12 protein-coding genes and 1 pseudogene are annotated in these 16,409 nt (G+C 66.2%); 12 read left to right on the plus strand and 1 reads right to left on the minus strand.

Features of this window, described 5'->3' with window-relative positions:
- The first annotated feature begins 477 nt into the window (after positions 1-477).
- Both ACFPTO_RS06205 and lolA read left to right on the plus strand, forming a co-directional pair.
- A complete protein-coding gene (locus tag ACFPTO_RS06205; protein ID WP_377710186.1) occupies positions 478-2,805 on the plus strand; it encodes a DNA translocase FtsK in 2,328 nt (775 codons plus the stop codon).
- A gap of 37 nt (positions 2,806-2,842) precedes the next feature.
- Positions 2,843-3,559 (plus strand): outer membrane lipoprotein chaperone LolA, encoded by a 717-nt coding sequence (gene lolA / locus ACFPTO_RS06210; protein WP_377710188.1) that lies wholly within the window; start codon positions 2,843-2,845, stop codon positions 3,557-3,559.
- A gap of 130 nt (positions 3,560-3,689) precedes the next feature.
- On the opposite strand, the gene ACFPTO_RS06215 is transcribed toward lolA, so the two are convergent.
- Positions 3,690-4,760, minus strand: a complete 1,071-nt coding sequence (locus tag ACFPTO_RS06215) for an MBL fold metallo-hydrolase (protein ID WP_377710190.1) — start codon at positions 4,758-4,760, stop codon at positions 3,690-3,692.
- Between the two features lie 230 nt (positions 4,761-4,990).
- Here ACFPTO_RS06215 and ACFPTO_RS06220 point away from each other — a divergent pair, with 230 nt between their 5' ends.
- The 10 genes and pseudogenes from ACFPTO_RS06220 to bioD all read left to right on the plus strand — a co-directional run.
- Entirely contained in the window at positions 4,991-5,479 is a 489-nt protein-coding gene (locus ACFPTO_RS06220) for a MerR family transcriptional regulator (protein WP_377710191.1), read from the plus strand.
- Positions 5,480-5,552: 73 nt separating this feature from the next.
- Entirely contained in the window at positions 5,553-7,415 is a 1,863-nt protein-coding gene (gene aceK, locus ACFPTO_RS06225) for a bifunctional isocitrate dehydrogenase kinase/phosphatase (protein WP_377710547.1), read from the plus strand.
- Between the two features lie 28 nt (positions 7,416-7,443).
- Positions 7,444-8,211, plus strand: a complete 768-nt coding sequence (gene can / locus ACFPTO_RS06230) for a carbonate dehydratase (protein WP_377710193.1) — start codon at positions 7,444-7,446, stop codon at positions 8,209-8,211.
- On the plus strand, positions 8,204-9,397 hold the full coding sequence (locus tag ACFPTO_RS06235) for an acetyl-CoA C-acetyltransferase (protein ID WP_377710194.1): 1,194 nt from the start codon (positions 8,204-8,206) through the stop codon (positions 9,395-9,397). Before can ends, ACFPTO_RS06235 begins: the two co-directional genes overlap by 8 nt.
- Positions 9,398-9,481: 84 nt before the next feature.
- Positions 9,482-10,159 (plus strand): SDR family oxidoreductase, encoded by a 678-nt coding sequence (locus tag ACFPTO_RS06240; protein ID WP_377710195.1) that lies wholly within the window; start codon positions 9,482-9,484, stop codon positions 10,157-10,159.
- 99 nt (positions 10,160-10,258) lie between these two features.
- Positions 10,259-10,711 (plus strand): YchJ family protein, encoded by a 453-nt coding sequence (locus ACFPTO_RS06245; protein WP_377710197.1) that lies wholly within the window; start codon positions 10,259-10,261, stop codon positions 10,709-10,711.
- Positions 10,712-11,293: 582 nt separating this feature from the next.
- Positions 11,294-12,694 carry a dienelactone hydrolase family protein gene (locus ACFPTO_RS06250; protein ID WP_377710198.1) on the plus strand — a complete coding sequence of 467 codons (1,401 nt, stop codon included), beginning with the start codon at positions 11,294-11,296 and terminating at the stop codon, positions 12,692-12,694.
- A gap of 444 nt (positions 12,695-13,138) precedes the next feature.
- On the plus strand, positions 13,139-14,494 hold the full coding sequence (bioA, locus tag ACFPTO_RS06255) for an adenosylmethionine--8-amino-7-oxononanoate transaminase (RefSeq protein WP_377710200.1): 1,356 nt from the start codon (positions 13,139-13,141) through the stop codon (positions 14,492-14,494).
- Positions 14,494-15,690, plus strand: coding sequence for an 8-amino-7-oxononanoate synthase (gene bioF, locus ACFPTO_RS06260; protein ID WP_377710201.1), 1,197 nt, complete (start codon positions 14,494-14,496; stop codon positions 15,688-15,690). Before bioA ends, bioF begins: the two co-directional genes overlap by 1 nt.
- An 8-nt stretch (positions 15,691-15,698) precedes the next feature.
- Positions 15,699-16,319 (plus strand): annotated as a pseudogene (gene bioD, locus ACFPTO_RS06265) (dethiobiotin synthase); the annotation flags it as partial.
- Between the last annotated feature and the right edge of the window lie 90 nt (positions 16,320-16,409).

Here is a 16,409-nt window from a genome sequence, read left to right on the forward strand (position 1 = left end):
GATTGACACTGTAAAGCGGCATGATCGCCCGGCAGTGTGGCGGGACACACCTCTATGTGGGCGTTAGGGCGCAATTATAAAGGCCGGGGGCGTATGCCGCCTCATCAAGCGTTCCGATCGCGCCGATAGCCGGTCGCCAACTGCTCGCCAGCTGATCGCTTGCCAATCGCAGATGCGCGCCGCATGGCTCGCGCGGCCCGGCGTGCCGCGCGGCGGAACGCTCGATGAGGCGGCGTGGGCCGCGCACGGGCAGCCCGCGCGCAACAATGCGCTAAAAATGCGCGACAACACGCCACGGGCGCGGGCCCGAGCCATGTGGGCCGGCGCCGCTGTTGCCGGTAACCCTCATTTACAGCCGGGGCCGAAACAACGCGTTTACAATAGGCCGGATCGGGCGACGGCGGCCGCGCGAGTCCGCTGCACCTACTCGCAGCGGGCGCGGGCCGCGAACGCATCAAGGATCAGCACCAGGATTCAATGGCCAAAGCTCCCTATTCCGCGCAGGCGCAGGCGTTGCCGCACCGCATGTCACGTCTACTCACCGAGATCCGCTGGATCCTTCAGGTGGCGCTTGGCGTGTTCCTGCTGATGGCGCTCATCAGTTACAACCGCCGCGACCCGAGCTGGACCCACGCCACCCACGTCGATCACATCGCGAACTGGGCGGGCCGCGTCGGCGCGTGGACCTCGGACATCCTGCTGCTCCTGTTCGGCCTTTCGGCCTACTGGTGGGTCGCGCTGCTCGCGCGGCGCATCGCCGCGAACTACCGGCGCATCACGCGCCAGGAAGGGTTCGATGACGCGGGCGATGCGGGCGACACGCCGCGCGACCATGGCTGGATTGCCGAAGGCTTCGCGTTCGTGCTCGTCCTGCTCGCCAGCAATGGCATCGAGGCGCTGCGCATGTGGTCGCTTCGGGTGCAACTGCCGCGCGCGCCGGGCGGCGTCGTGGGTGAAGCCGTGGCGCGCGGCGTCTCGCACGCGCTCGGCTTCACGGGCGGCACGCTCGCACTGCTGGTGGTGCTCGCAATCGGGTTGTCGCTCTATTTCCGCTTCTCGTGGCTCTCGGTCGCCGAACGGGTCGGCGAGGCGCTGATCAACGCCGTCACGTTCGCGCGGCTGCGGCGCGAGGAAGGGCGTGATCGCAAGCTCGGCGAGGCCGCGGCGGTCAAGCGCGAAGGCAAGGTCGAGCGCGGCCGCGTGAAGATCGAGGATCACGAGCCGGTCATGATCGTGCCGCCGGTCGTGACGCCGCAGCGCTCGGAGCGGGTCGAAAAGGAGCGCCAGGTGCCGCTTTTCACGGACCTGCCGGGCGATTCCACGCTGCCGCCGATTGCGCTGCTCGATCCGGCGCCCGCCGTCCAGGAAACCATCTCCGACGACACGCTCGAATTCACCTCGCGCCTCATCGAAAAGAAGCTCAAGGATTTCGGCATCGAAGTCGCCGTGGTGGCAGCCTATCCGGGCCCGGTCGTCACGCGTTACGAAATCGAACCGGCAACGGGCGTGAAGGGCAGCCAGATCGTGAATCTCGCGAAGGACCTCGCGCGCTCGCTGTCGCTCGTGTCGATCCGCGTCGTCGAGACGATTCCGGGCAAGAATTTCATGGCGCTCGAACTGCCGAATCAGCGGCGCCAGACCGTGCGCCTCTCGGAGATTCTCGGGTCGGCCGTGTATGCCGACGCGGCGTCGGCGCTCACGATGGGCCTTGGCAAGGACATCGGCGGCAAGCCGGTCTGCGCCGATCTCGCGAAGATGCCGCACCTGCTCGTGGCCGGCACGACCGGCTCGGGCAAGTCGGTCGGGATCAACGCGATGATCCTCTCGCTTCTCTACAAGGCGAGCGCCGAGCAGGTGCGCATGATCCTGATCGACCCGAAGATGCTCGAAATGAGCGTCTACGAGGGCATTCCGCATCTGCTGTGTCCGGTCGTCACGGACATGCGCCAGGCCGGCAACGCGCTGAACTGGACCGTCGCCGAAATGGAGCGCCGCTACAAGCTCATGAGCAAGCTGGGCGTGCGCAATCTGGCCGGTTTCAACAACAAGATCGAGGAAGCGGGCAAGCGCGAGGAGAAGCTTCCGAATCCGTTCAGCCTCACGCCGGACGATCCGGAACCGCTCGACAAGCTGCCGCACATCGTTGTCGTGATCGACGAACTGGCCGACCTCATGATGGTGGTCGGCAAGAAGGTCGAAGAGCTGATTGCGCGCATCGCGCAAAAGGCGCGCGCGGCGGGCATTCACCTGATCCTGGCCACGCAGCGTCCGTCCGTCGACGTGATTACCGGTCTCATCAAGGCCAACGTGCCGACCCGCATGGCGTTCCAGGTTTCCTCGAAGATCGACTCGCGCACGATTCTCGACCAGATGGGCGCCGAATCGCTGCTCGGCATGGGCGACATGCTCTACCTGCCGCCGGGCACCGGCTTGCCGGTGCGCGTGCACGGCGCGTTCGTCTCCGACGACGAAGTGCACCGCGTGGTCGAAAAACTCAAGGAGCAGGGCGAGCCGAGGTACATCGAGGGCCTGCTCGAAGGCGGCACGGCGGGCGAGGGCGACGAAGGCTCGGCGGGCGCGGGAGCCAGCGGCACCGGCGACGAGTCCGATCCGCTTTACGACCAGGCCGTCGAAGTGGTGATCAAGAATCGGCGCGCGTCGATTTCGCTCGTGCAGCGGCACTTGCGCATTGGCTATAACCGGGCAGCACGGCTGCTCGAACAGATGGAGCAGTCGGGGCTCGTCTCCGCGATGTCGTCGAACGGCAACCGCGAGATTCTCGTCCCCACGCGCGAGACCGAATGAGGCCGCGCGCTTCCCTTTCCTCATGGAGAACGATTTGATGCAGTTCCAGGCAGGTCTTTCCACCCGTCTCGTTCAAGTAGGCGCCCGTGCGGCGCGCACGTGCGCGCTCGCGCTCGGCGCGTCCGTGCTGATGGCGTCGCACGCGTTCGCGGGCGGCACCGATCAGCTCAAGCAGTTCGTCGCGCAGGTGCATTCGGCGCGCGGCGAGTTCGTGCAGCGCGAGCTGAAAGTGCCCTCGGGCGCGGCGAACGCGAGTGAGGCGATGGCCACGGCCACGGCGAACGCGAAGACTTCGAGCGGCACGTTCGTCTTCGCACGGCCCGGCAAGTTCATCTGGCAATACGTGAAGCCGTATCAGCAGCTTCTGCAGTCGGATGGCGAAAATCTCTTCGTCTACGACAAGGACCTGAACCAGGTCACCGAGCGCAAGCTTGGCGGCGCGCTCGGCGCGAGCCCGGCGGCGATCCTGTTCGGCAGCAACGATCTGGAGAAGAATTTCACGCTGCGCGACGCGGGCGTGAAGGGCGGCATCGACTGGCTGGAGCTGATTCCGAAGGCGAAAGACACGCAGTTTCAGAGCGTCGGCATCGGCTTTCGCGACGGCAATCTCCAGGCGATGGAACTGCACGACGTGTTCGGCAACGTGACGCTGCTCACGTTCTCCAACATTCAGAAGAATCCGTCGCTGAGCGCGTCGGCATTCAAGTTTGTCCGGCCCGCGGGCTCGGATCTCGTGACCGGCGGCGATAACTGACCCTCGCGTGTGACCGGCACGGCGACAAAAGGCCAATAAAAACGGGCGGCTCATCGCGAGCCGCCCGTTTGCTTTCTGTTGCGCGCGTTCGGGAAATGACGGCGGATCGGACCGAAACGCAGGCCTTAAATCAAGCCGAAAACCGGATCACGCCATCCGCGCCGGTCGAGCGCCTGAGCTTGCCCGCGAGCCAGAGCAGATGCAGGTGCGCGAGCGCTTCGCCCATCGCGAAGGTCATCTGGTGGATGTCGAGTTCGCGTCTGAACATGAGCGGCACGATGTCGGCGGCGCTGCGCGGCTTCGCCGTGCACGCTTCCATGACTTCGGCGAGGCGCGCGTCGTGGTGCGCGCGCAGTTGCGCGACGCGCGTGCGCACGCCGCGAAACGGCTTGCCGTGCGCGGGCAGCACGAGCGTGTCTTCGGCCATCGTCTCGTAGCGTCCGAGCGATTCGAGGTACAGGCCGAGCGGATTGGCTTCCGGCTCCATTTCGAACACGGAGACATTGGTCGAGATGCGCGGCAGCACCATGTCGCCGGACAGCAGCACGCCGGCTTGCTCGCACCACAGCGCGCAATGCTCCGGCGAATGGCCGTAGCCTGTGACGACGCGCCACGCGTGAGAGCCGATCGTCACGACGTCGGCTTCGCGCAGGCGGCGGAATTGCGTCGGCAGCGCGGGCACGAGGTTCGCGTAGTAGCCGCCGCGGTTGCGCAGCTTGTCCTGCGATTGCGCATCCACGAGGCCGTGCAGCCCGAAGTGACGCGCCGCGCTTTCGCCGCCTGCGTTCGAACCCGCGCCCGACGCCATCACGCGCGCGCTCGTGTATTCGCCGAGCGTCGCCCACAGGCGCACGTTCCAGCGCTGCTTGTTGCCGCCCGTGCAGATCCAGTGCGCGAGGCCGATGTGATCGGGATGGCAGTGCGTGACGAGCACGCGCAGCACCGGCAGGCCTTCGAGCGCCGTGTCGAACACCTGCTCCCAGTGCGCCTTGATCGTGTCGCTGGCGATGCCGCAATCCACCACGGTCCAGCCTGGCTGACCGTCGATTTCGTCGCGCAGCAGCCACAGGTTGATGTGATCGAGCGCGAACGGCAGCGGCATGCGCAGCCACTTGACGCCGGGGGCGACGTCGAAGACGCGGCCGGGTTCCGGCAGGGTGTCGGCGTACGGATAGTCGAGCTGGTGTTCGAGAGCGTTCATTGCAGGTGTCTTCTCCTTTGTCGCCGCCGCGGGCAAGGCTGGCTTTCCGGCATGGTCGCCGCGTTGCATCAATCCCGCAAGCTGATATATCTCACACCGAGCGCACCCCGAGCGCACCCCGAGCGCGACCCGGTTGCACAACCGGCAGGTTGACGATAACGTAAGCGTCGATTCTATCGTTCAATGCACGGACCTGCTGGCGGCAGCGGGCCTGCCGTTCACTGCTCACCATGACCCAGTACACGATTAGCGAACTTGCCCGCGAATTCGACGTGACGCCGCGCGCGATCCGTTTCTACGAGGACCAGGGCCTGCTCGCACCCAGCCGGGAAGGCGCGGGTGGCCTCAAGCGCGTGTTTTCGGGGCGGGACCGCACGCGCTTGCGCCTCACGCTGCGCGGCAAGCGGCTTGGTTTTACGCTGTCGGAGATCCGCACGCTGCTCGACCTGTACGATTCGCCGACCGACACGCTCCCGCAGTTGCAGGCGTTTCTCGATACGGTCGTGCGCCACCGCGAGATCCTCGAGCGCCAGCGCGCCGATCTCGACGCCACGCTCGAAGATCTTGCGCAGTACGAGACGCAGGCGCGCGAACTGCTCGCGCGCGCCGATACGCGTGCAAACGAAGCGACAAACGAAGCGACAAACGAAGCGACAAACGAAGCGACAAACGAAGCGACAAACGAAGCCGCAAGCGAAGCGGCAGACGCGCGGAAGTAGCCGCGTCCGCCATCCGGTTCATTGAAGGCGTTGCTTCACGATGCACGTTACAGACAAAGGCGGCAAGGCCGCGATGAAACACTTTCCGAAACTGCTCTCGTCGCAGATTGGCTTCGACGTTGCGCAGACGATACTCGACGGCTTCAACCGCCACTACGGCAATTTCTGCGACGCGGCGGTGCGCGCGAAGGGGCTATTCGAGGCGGCGGACTGGCACGGCGTGCAGCGGCTCGCGCGCGAGCGCATTGCGTCGTACGACGAGCGCGTCAAGCACTGCGTGGTGACGCTGGAAGACGAGTACGACGCGGAAACCATCGACGACGAAGTGTGGCAGCAGATCAAGCTGCACTACATCGGCTTGCTCACGACGCACCGGCAGCCCGAGTGCGCCGAAACGTTCTTCAACTCGGTGTGCTGCAAGATCCTGCATCGCTCGTACTTCAACAACGACTTCATCTTCGTGCGGCCCGCGATTTCGACCGAATACATCGAAAACGACGAGCCCGCAGCGAAGCCGACCTACCGCGCGTACTACCCCGGCAAGGACGGGCTCGCGGCGACCTTCGAGCGCATCGTCACGAACTTCCAGCTGGAGACGCCGTTCGAGGACCTCGCGCGCGACGTGCAGTGCGTGCTGCGCGCGCTGCGCGACACCTTCGGCGAAGTCGAGCCGAAGCCCAATTTCCAGATTCACGCGCTGTCGTCGCTGTTCTTTCGCAACCAGTCGGCGTACGTGATCGGGCGCATCATCAACGGCGATCTGCTCGCGCCATTCATCCTGCCGATCCGCCATGTGGCGGGCGGCCGGCTCGCGCTCGACGCCGTGCTGCTGCGCCCCGAGCAACTGCTCGTGATGTTCAGCTTCGCGCATTCGTATTTTCTCGTCGACATGGGCGTGCCGTCGGCCTACGTCGCGTTTTTGCGCACGATCATGCCGCTCAAACCCAAGGGCGAGATCTACACGTCGCTCGGGTTGCAGAAGCAGGGCAAGAATCTCTTCTACCGCGATCTGCTGCACCATCTTGCGTATTCGTCGGACCGGTTCGTCATTGCGCCCGGCATTCGCGGCATGGTGATGATCGTGTTTACGCTGCCGTCGTTTCCGTACGTGTTCAAGGTCATCAAGGACAGCTTTCCCGCGCCGAAGGAAACCACGCGTGAAGAAGTCGAGGCGAAGTATCAGCTCGTCAAGCGCCACGACCGTCTGGGGCGTCTCGCCGACACGCTCGAATATTCGAGCGTCGCGCTGCCCGTCGCGAGGCTCGACGAAGCGCTGGTGCGCGAACTGGAGCAGTCCGCGCCGTCGATGATCGAGTACGAGGGCGACAATCTCGTGATCCGCCATCTGTATATCGAGCGCCGCATGGTGCCGCTCAACCTGTGGCTGCAGAACGGCAGCGACGCACAGATCGAGCACGGCATCCGCGAATACGGCAACGCGGTTAAAGACCTGATGCGCGCCAACATCTTCCCGGGCGACATGCTGTACAAGAATTTCGGCGTCACCCGCCACGGCCGCGTGGTGTTTTACGACTACGACGAAATCGAATACCTGACCGATTGCAACGTCCGTGCCGTGCCTGAACCGCGCAATGAGGAAGACGAATTGTCGAGCGAGCCGTGGTATTCAATTGGCCCGCGCGATATCTTTCCCGAGACCTATCGCACGTTCCTGCTCGGCGACCCGCGTGTGCAACGTTATTTCCTCGCGTATCATCCGGACTTCTTCGACCCGGCGCTCTGGCAGGAGAGCAAGGCGCGACTCATCGCGGGCGAAGTGCCGGACGTTTTTCCCTACGATCCGTCGATGCGCTTTTGCACGCGCTACCCGGAAAGCTATCTGAAGGGCGAACCGGGTGGTGAACCCGGTGGTGAACCGGGTCCTGAACTGAGCGGCGAACTGAAAGAAGCCACCCCGGCGGCGCGCGTCGCCTGACGCTCGCGGATCAACCAGCTGAAACGACATGACAACCATCCCTGACAATCCGCTTGCTCAACTGTTCGAGAACAACGAAAAGTGGGTCGCCGCGCGTCTCGCCGCCGATCCCGAATACTTTTCGCGCCTCGCAGACCAGCAAGCGCCCGAATACCTGTGGATCGGCTGCTCCGATTCGCGCGTGCCTGCGAACCAGATCATCGGCCTGCCGCCGGGCGAGGTGTTCGTCCATCGCAACATCGCGAACGTCGTCGTGCACACCGACCTCAACTGTCTTTCGGTGATCCAGTTCGCCGTCGACCTGCTGAAGGTGAAGCACATCATGGTGGTCGGCCACTACGGCTGTTCGGGCGTGGGTGCGGCGCTGCACGGCAAGCGCATCGGCCTCGCCGACAACTGGCTCCATCACGTTCAGGACGTGCGCGGCAAGCACGCGGCGCTGCTCGAAGAGTGGCCGATGGGCGAGGCGCGCCATCGCCGCCTCGTCGAGTTGAACACGATCGAGCAGGTTGCGAACACGTGCCGCACGACCATCGTCGGCGATGCGTGGGCGCGCGGCCAGTCGCTCACGGTGCATGGCTGGGCCTACGGCGTGCACGACGGGCGTGTGCGCGACCTGGGCATGACCGTCAGCGGGCCGCAGCAATTGCAGGAGACGTATGAGCGTTGTGTCGCGGGCGTGTCCGCGCATCGCGCCCATGAGGCAGACAACGACGTCGTTGCCGCGGACGCCGCCCGACTTGGCGACGTGCCGGCCGTCGTCGCAGGAGTCATCAAGGAGCTTAAACATGAGTGAGACATTGAAGGACCCGATCGTCATCGTTTCGGCGGCGCGCACGCCGATGGCCGGTTTTCAGGGCGATTTCGCCTCGCTGACGGCGCCGCAGCTGGGCGCAGCGGCGATTGCGGCGGCTGTCGAGCGCGCGGGCCTCGCACCGGCGCAGATCGACGAAGTCGTGATGGGCTGCGTGCTGCCCGCCGGGCAGGGCCAGGCGCCCGCGCGCCAGGCGGCGCTCGGCGCGGGCTTGCCGCTCGCGGTGGGCGCGACGACCGTCAACAAGATGTGCGGCTCGGGCATGCGTGCGGCGATGTTCGCGCATGACATGCTGCTGGCCGGCTCGGTGGACGTGATCGTCGCGGGCGGGATGGAGAGCATGTCGAATGCGCCATACCTGCTGCCGAAAGCGCGCGCGGGCATGCGCATGGGCCACGGCCAGGTGCTCGATCACATGTTTCTCGACGGCCTCGAAGATGCCTACGACAAGGGCCGTCTGATGGGCACCTTCGCCGAGGAGTGCGCGGGCGAGTACGACTTCTCGCGCGAGGGCCAGGATGCGTTCGCGATCGAGTCGCTCAAGCGCGCGAAGCGCGCCAACGAGGACGGTTCGTTCGCGTGGGAAATCGCACCGGTGAAGGTCGCGTCGCGCACCGGCGAAACGACGATTTCGCGCGACGAGCAGCCGTTCAAGGCCAATCTCGACAAGATCCCGACGCTCAAGCCCGCGTTCAGCAAGACCGGCACGGTGACGGCGGCGAATTCTTCGTCGATCTCGGACGGCGCGGCGGCCCTCGTGCTGATGCGCGAATCGACGGCGAAGCGCCTTGGCGTGACGCCGCTCGCGCGCGTGGCGGGTCATTCGACCTTCGCGCAGCAGCCGTCGAAGTTCACGACCGCGCCGGTCGGCGCGATTGCGAAGCTCTTCGAGAAGACCGGCTGGCGGGCGAACGACGTCGATCTCTATGAGATCAACGAGGCGTTCGCCGTGGTCACGATGGCCGCGATGAAGGAGCACGATCTGCCGCACGACAAGGTCAACGTCAACGGCGGCGCGTGCGCGCTCGGCCACCCGATCGGCGCATCGGGCGCGCGCATTCTTGTCACGCTGATCGGCGCGCTGCGCGCACGCGGCGGCAAGCGCGGCGTCGCGACCCTGTGCATCGGCGGCGGCGAGGCGACGGCGATGGGCGTCGAATTGCTGTAACGCGAGCGAACTGAGGTAGGCTGTTTATCGGCGCGCGGCCTCGTGATTTGGCGGTCGCGCGCGACAGAAAACCGGGGTGGCGACATGAAAACAGCGTTGATCGTAGGTGCCTCGCGCGGCCTTGGCCGCGAGTTTGCGCAGCAGTATGTGAAGGCGGGCTGGCGCGTGCTCGCCACGGCGCGCACCAGCGCCGCGCTGGAAGAACTGGGCAAGCACAACGTGCGGCCGTTTCAGCTCGACATCACGCGGCCCGACGAGATCTCGGCGCTCGGCGCGGCGCTCGAAGGCGAGCGGCTCGACGTGGTGCTCATCGTGTCGGGCGTCTACGGTCCGCGCACCGAGGGCGTCGAAATGATCTCGGCCGACGATTTCGACCGCGTGATGAGCACGAACGTGCGCGGCCCGATGCAGCTGATTCCGGTGCTGCTGCCGCTCGTCGATGCGGCCAACGGCGTGCTGGCCGTGCTGTCGAGCCGCATGGGCAGCATCGGGCAGACGACGGGCACGACGGGCTGGCTCTATCGCGCGAGCAAGGCGGCGCTCAACGACGTGATCAAGATCACCTCGCTCCAGACGCGCCGCGCCACCTGCATCGCGCTGCATCCAGGCTGGGTGCGCACCGACATGGGCGGCCCGCAGGCGGCGATCGACGCCGTGCGCAGCGTCACGGGCATGCGCGAGGTGATAGCCGAAGCGGCGGCCGCACGCGACGTCTTCAACGGACGCTTCTTCCAGTACGACGGCACCGAACTCGACTGGTGACGTACCGATCCCGGACCGCGCACGCTGCCGCGGTCTTTTTGCCTGACGGGCGCGCGCGCCGCGCGCCGCCCGAACGGATTTCTCCCCGATTTTCTCTTGATGAATGCTGAAACTTCGCGTGCCGCACGGCCCGCCGATTGTCCGTGCGGCGGCGCCGCGCCGAACCTGAAAGCCACCGCGAAGCCGCCGCGGTACGCGGCGTGCTGCGGCCGTTTCATCGACGCGGGCGCACTGCCCGAAACGGCGCTCGAACTGATGCGCTCGCGCTACACGGCCTACGTACTCGGCGAGAGTTCGTATCTGCGCGCAACCTGGGCACGCGAAACGTGCCCGCCGGACCTCGATGTGGATCCGTTGGCGCTCGATGCGCCGCGCTGGCTTGGACTCGCAATCAAGCGTCATGAGCAGGTGGATGCAACGCATGCGATCGTCGAGTTTGTCGCGCGTTACAAGACCGGAGGCCGCGCCTCGCGGCTGCATGAAGTGAGCCGTTTCACGCGCGCGGAGGATGGCCGTTGGCGTTATGTCGACGGCGATGTCACGGATACCTGAATGCCTGCACGCGTGAGCGCCAATCCCCCGCGCGCCCACTGCAACGCCTCCATGTTTGAATACATCGGCTTGAATACGCAGGCGCCGGGTTCTCGGGTTTTTCCGGAATTCGTGCGGGACGTGTGCGACGAATGTGCGCGCACAAAATGACCGGATTCGCCCGGGCGCCACGCCCTGCGGGACACACGTCGCGCTGGCATGTGTTATGCCGGGAAACCCCTGTATTGCGCAGCAATAAACTGTTGTGCGACTATGAAATCACGGTGTTCGCAGTTCGCATAAGTCAGAGGTAAACAAGGCTTGTGCGTACGGTGCGCGATTCGGTCAACCGGCGGTTTTGCTTCGAGGTTTTGCTTCGATGGCGACGCCCGGTTCAGGTCCGAAACGCTGCACGGCGAGCATCACCGGGGCGCGATGCACGATTGCTGCGCGTTTCGGTAGTGGTATTCCGATCGGCGTTTTCCCGTGAAGGGTTGCCCAGGCACGTGTCTTGCGAGATGTGCAGCGGCTGCCGTCGCGCCGGAAATCGGGCCGGCCGGAGTAAGACGGATTCAACAAGCATTCTCGCGGGCGGGTTGGCGCATGGCGTTCAAAAAGCTACTGACCGGTTGGGTGTTGGCGGGCACGGCGTGTGTCTTTTCGGCCGCGCACGCAGCATCGCTTGCCGAGCCGCAAGGACCGCACCGCGTCGCATCAGTTGTTGCCGCTGCAGCAAACGTTCAACACGCCGAACCGGTTTCGGCGGGGCCACTCGGCAGCGCCAATGTCCCGCGTCTCGCGCTCGACGACAGCTGGCTGCCTGCCGTGCGCGCCGACATGAACGCGCGGGTGATCCGCATTCCTGTTGATGCCGATGGCGACATCACGCTCGAAACCACGATTTACCGCCCGGAAGGCCCCGGCCCGTTCCCGATGGTGGTGTTCAATCACGGCAAGATTCCCGGCGACCCGCGTAATCAGGCGCGCAGCGACCCCGTTTCGTTCGCGCGCGAATTCGTGCGGCGCGGCTATGTGGTCGTCGCGCCGAACCGCCGCGGCTTCGCGGGCTCGGGCGGCGACTACGTACAGGACGGCTGCGATGTGGCGAGCAACGGACTCGACCAGGCTGCCGATGTCGCCGCGACCGTCGCCTACATGTCGAAGCAGCCGTACGTCGACGCGAACCATATCGTGGTGGCGGGCACGTCGCACGGCGGTCTGGCGACGATTGCCTACGGCACCGAAGCCGCGCAGGGCGTGCGCGCGCTCATCAACTTCTCGGGCGGCTTGCGCCAGGACACCTGCAAGGGCTGGCAGGACAACCTGACCCAGGCCTTCGGCGGCTACGGCGGCAAGGCGCGCGTGGCGTCGCTGTGGCTTTACGGCGACAACGATTCGGTGTGGACGCGCGATCTCGTCACGCGGATGTACGCGGCGTACCACGACGCTCAGACCGCAGAAGCGCCGCCCGCCGCGGGCGCGAAGCTCGTCGATTTCGGCTCGTACAAGAACGACGCGCATCGGCTGGTGGGCGACCGCGATGGCGTGAAGATCTGGTGGCCGCAGGTCGAGGTGTTCCTCGCCCGCGCGGGCATGCCGACCGCGGTTGAATATCGCGTGGCGGAGCCTGCCGCGCCGCGCGGCACGGGCTATGCCGCTATCGATTCGGTGAGCGCGGTGCCGTTCCTCGACGCGGGCGGCCGCAGCGGCTACCGTAACTTCCTCTCGCAGTATTCGAGCCGTGCGTTCGCGGTCTCCGATTCGGGCGCGTGGTCGTGGGCCGAAGGCGGCGACAATCCCATGGCCGTCGCCATCGCGAACTGCCAGAAGCACAGCAACGACGCCTGCCATCTTTACGCGGTCGACAACGCCGTGGTCTGGTCCAACGACGCAGCGATTGCCGCGCGCAACGACGCCAGCGCGGGCGTGGTGCCTGCCGTCGCCGATACCGCCAATACCCCCGATACGGCCGTTCACGACGACCACGCGCTCGCGAGCCGTTAAGCACTTCCTTACACAGCGCGCGGCGTGATGCGCGCGCTGTGCATCGCCTGATGCAATTCCCTTCGCTTGACCGGTCCTGGCTGGCCCGACCTGGCACGACTTGGCCATTGCGCTTGTTTGCGCGCGGCCAGGCGGTGCGGGCCGCTTGGCTTCTCCCGCACCTTCCGATCGCCCGATTCTGCTTGCGCGCACTGCGGCGCGGGTACTCCGGTTTTGCGCGGCGCGCTGATTTTCTGTCGCTCTCACAGATTTTTTTGCGTAAGCGCAGGTCACTTTGCCGTCGTCATCTGCGGCCATTTCCAGCCTTCATTGAAGATCCGTTCCGTGCGGCCGGGAACGGCGTTGAACATCGCCGCGCTACGCCGCGCAAGGCTTTTTGGCGGGTAGTGCATTGCGCGGGCGTTCGCGCTACTCTCGGTCCCGCTGTCGTTTCGGGAGTCGTATTTGAATCAGCATTCCAACCTTGCCAGCGATAGCTGGGTTGCGCGCAGCCTGCGCGCCGTCTGGCATCCGTGCACCCAGATGAAGCACCACGAGCGCATGCCGCTCGTTCCCGTCGCGCGCGGCGAAGGGCCGTGGCTCTACGACCGCGACGGACGGCGTTATCTCGACGCGGTCAGTTCGTGGTGGGTCAACCTGTTCGGCCACGCCAATGCGTCGATCAACGCGGCGCTCAAGGCGCAGCTCGATACGCTCGAACATGTGATGCTCGCGGGCTGCACGCACGAACCCGCCGTCGAACTCGCCGAGCGGCTCTCCGCGCTCACGGGTCACGCGCTCGGCCATGCGTTTTTCGCGTCGGATGGTGCATCGGCCGTGGAAATCGCACTGAAGATGAGCTTTCACGCGTGGCGCAATCAGGGTGAAAGCGACAAGCGTGAATTCGTCTGTCTCGCGAACAGCTATCACGGCGAGACGATCGGCGCGCTGGCTGTGACCGATGTCAAGATCTTCCGGGATGCATACGACCCGTTGCTCCATCACGCCCATGTCGTCGCGTCGCCCGATGCGCGCGCCGCAGGCGAGGGCGAATCGGCCGCCGACGTGGCGCGGCGCGCCCTGGCCGACGTGGAGCAACTGTTCGAGGCGCGCAGCGCGCACATCGCCGCGCTGATCGTCGAGCCGCTGGTGCAGTGCGCGGCAGGCATGGCGATGCACGATCCGGCGTACCTCAAGGGCCTGCGCGCGCTGTGCGACCGCTATCGCGTGCATCTGATCGCCGACGAAATCGCCGTGGGCTGCGGCCGCACGGGCACGTTCTTCGCATGCGAGCAGGCGGACATCTGGCCCGATCTGCTGACGCTTTCGAAGGGCATCAGCGGCGGCTATCTGCCGCTTTCGATCGTGCTCTCCCGCGATGCGATTTTCGACGCCTTCTACGATAACGACACCACGCGCGGCTTTCTCCATTCGCACTCGTACACGGGCAATCCGCTCGCGTGCCGCGCGGCGCTCGCGACGCTCGACCTGATCGAGCAGGGCGATGTGCTGGCCGCGAACACGCGCAAGTCGGCGCGCCTGCGCGAAGCGTTCGCGCCGCTCGCGTCGCATCCGCTCGTGCGCAACCTGCGCCAGCGCGGCACGATCCTCGCATTCGACGCCCGGATCGACGATGCGGCACGCGCAACCACGTTCTCGCGACGCTTCTTCGAACAGGCGCTCAAGCGCGAGTTGCTGCTGCGGCCCATCGGCACGACGGTGTACGTCATGCCGCCGTACATCCTCGATGAAGAAACCCAGACATTGCTCGCCGAACGCACGCGCGAGACATTTGACGCCGTCGTGGCGGAGGACCTCTGATGCAGTTGCTGGACACCCTTGAACAGGGCTTGCGCGAACTGGATGCGCGCGGCCTGCGCCGCCGCCGCCGCACGCTCGACACGCCTTGCGACGCACATATGCGCGTCGATGGCGTCGATATGATCGGCTTCGCGAGCAACGACTACCTCGGCCTTGCCGCGCATCCGCAACTCGTGGCCGCGCTCGCGGCGGGCTCGCAGCGCTACGGCGCGGGCAGCGGCGGCTCGCATCTGCTTGGCGGGCATTCGCGCGCGCATGCGCAACTCGAAGACGATCTCGCGCAATTCGTGGGCGGCTTTGTCGACGATGCGCGCGCGCTGTACTTCAGCACCGGCTACATGGCGAACCTCGCGGTGGTCACGGCGCTGGCCGGGCGCGGCACGACGCTCTTCTCGGATGAGCTGAATCACGCGTCGCTGATCGACGGCGCGCGCCTTTCGCGCGCGGACATCCAGATCTATCCGCACGCCGATGTCGATGCGCTGAGCGCCATGCTCGAAGCGTCCGGCGACGGCCCGAAGGTGATCGTCAGCGACACGGTGTTCAGCATGGACGGCGACGTCGCGCCGCTCGCGCGCCTCGTCGAACTCGCCGAGCGGCACGAGGCGTGGCTCATCGTCGACGATGCGCACGGCTTCGGCGTGCTCGGCCCGCAAGGGCGCGGCGCACTCGCCGAGGCGGCGTTGCGCTCGCCCAATCTCGTGATGGTCGGCACGCTCGGCAAGGCCGCGGGTGTGGCCGGTGCATTCGTCGCGGCGCATGCGACGGTCTGCGAATGGCTCGTGCAGCGCGCGCGCCCGTATATCTTCACGACGGCCTCGGCGCCGTCCGTGGCGCATGCGGTGTCGGCGAGCCTGCGCATCATCGCCGGCGACGAGGGCGATGCGCGGCGCGCGCATCTGCGCAAGCTGATCGAGCGCACGCGCGCCATCCTCAAGGAGACCTGCTGGACGCCGGTCGATTCGCAGACGGCCGTGCAGCCGCTCGTGGTCGGCGCCAACGACGCGACGCTCGCGCTTCAGGCCGCACTCGAACACGACGGCCTCTGGGTGCCCGCGATCCGTCCGCCGACCGTGCCGGCGGGCACGTCGCGCCTGCGCATTTCGCTCTCGGCCGCGCATTCCGACGCCGACATCGAACGTCTGCATACGTCGCTGCAACGTGCGAGCCGCGAAGCGCGGGAGCGCGCGCAGTGAGCGCGGCAATGTCGTTTTTCGTGGCCGGCACCGACACGGAAATCGGCAAGACATTCGTGAGCGCCGCCTTGTTGCGCGGCTTCGCGCGCGCGGGCCTGCGCGCTGCGGGCATGAAGCCCGTGGCGGCGGGCGCGTTCGAGCGTGACGGCGTGTGGCACAACGACGACGCCGACCAGCTCGATGCCGCTGCGAGCGTGCTGCTGCCGCCCGAGCTGCGCACGCCGTTTCTGCTCAAGGAGGCTGCGGCGCCGCATATCGCCGCCGCGCTCGAAGGCGTGACGCTCGACCTCGATCGCATCGTGGCGTGCTACCGGCAAGTGCGCGAGCGCGCGGACGTCGTCGTGGTGGAAGGCGTGGGCGGCTTTCGCGTGCCGCTCGACGCGACGCGCGACACGGCCGATCTCGCCGTCGCGCTCGGCCTGCCCGTGGTGCTCGTCGTGGGGATGCGGCTTGGCTGCATCAGCCATGCGCTGCTCACCGCCGAGGCGATTGCCGCTCGCGGTCTGACCATCGCGGGCTGGGTCGCGAACCGGATCGATCCGGCCATGACATTCCCCGAAGAAAACATCGCTGCGCTACGCGAGCGCCTTGCCGCGCAATTCGGCGCGCCGCTGCTTGGCGTCGTGCCGCATCTGCGCGGCGCGAGCGCCGACGCTGCTGCCGCCCATCTCGACATCGATGCGCTCGCGCATCCTGCTACAACACTGTCACGAAGGACC

The organism is Paraburkholderia denitrificans (genome assembly GCF_042655705.1).
GTDB lineage: Bacteria > Pseudomonadota > Gammaproteobacteria > Burkholderiales > Burkholderiaceae > Paraburkholderia > Paraburkholderia denitrificans.

What these genes read in the sequence shown, in the direction of transcription:
- bioF (WP_377710201.1), top strand. Translation starts at nt 14,494, where the DNA reads ATGCAGTTGCTGGACACCCTTGAACAGGGCTTGCGCGAACTGGATGCG.
- aceK (WP_377710547.1), top strand. Translation starts at nt 5,553, where the DNA reads ATGAAACACTTTCCGAAACTGCTCTCGTCGCAGATTGGCTTCGACGTT.
- ACFPTO_RS06205 (WP_377710186.1), top strand. Translation starts at nt 478, where the DNA reads ATGGCCAAAGCTCCCTATTCCGCGCAGGCGCAGGCGTTGCCGCACCGC.
- ACFPTO_RS06235 (WP_377710194.1), top strand. Translation starts at nt 8,204, where the DNA reads ATGAGTGAGACATTGAAGGACCCGATCGTCATCGTTTCGGCGGCGCGC.
- ACFPTO_RS06245 (WP_377710197.1), top strand. Translation starts at nt 10,259, where the DNA reads ATGAATGCTGAAACTTCGCGTGCCGCACGGCCCGCCGATTGTCCGTGC.
- lolA (WP_377710188.1), top strand. Translation starts at nt 2,843, where the DNA reads ATGCAGTTCCAGGCAGGTCTTTCCACCCGTCTCGTTCAAGTAGGCGCC.
- can (WP_377710193.1), top strand. Translation starts at nt 7,444, where the DNA reads ATGACAACCATCCCTGACAATCCGCTTGCTCAACTGTTCGAGAACAAC.
- ACFPTO_RS06250 (WP_377710198.1), top strand. Translation starts at nt 11,294, where the DNA reads ATGGCGTTCAAAAAGCTACTGACCGGTTGGGTGTTGGCGGGCACGGCG.
- ACFPTO_RS06220 (WP_377710191.1), top strand. Translation starts at nt 4,991, where the DNA reads ATGACCCAGTACACGATTAGCGAACTTGCCCGCGAATTCGACGTGACG.
- ACFPTO_RS06215 (WP_377710190.1), bottom strand. Translation starts at nt 4,760, where the DNA reads ATGAACGCTCTCGAACACCAGCTCGACTATCCGTACGCCGACACCCTG.
- ACFPTO_RS06240 (WP_377710195.1), top strand. Translation starts at nt 9,482, where the DNA reads ATGAAAACAGCGTTGATCGTAGGTGCCTCGCGCGGCCTTGGCCGCGAG.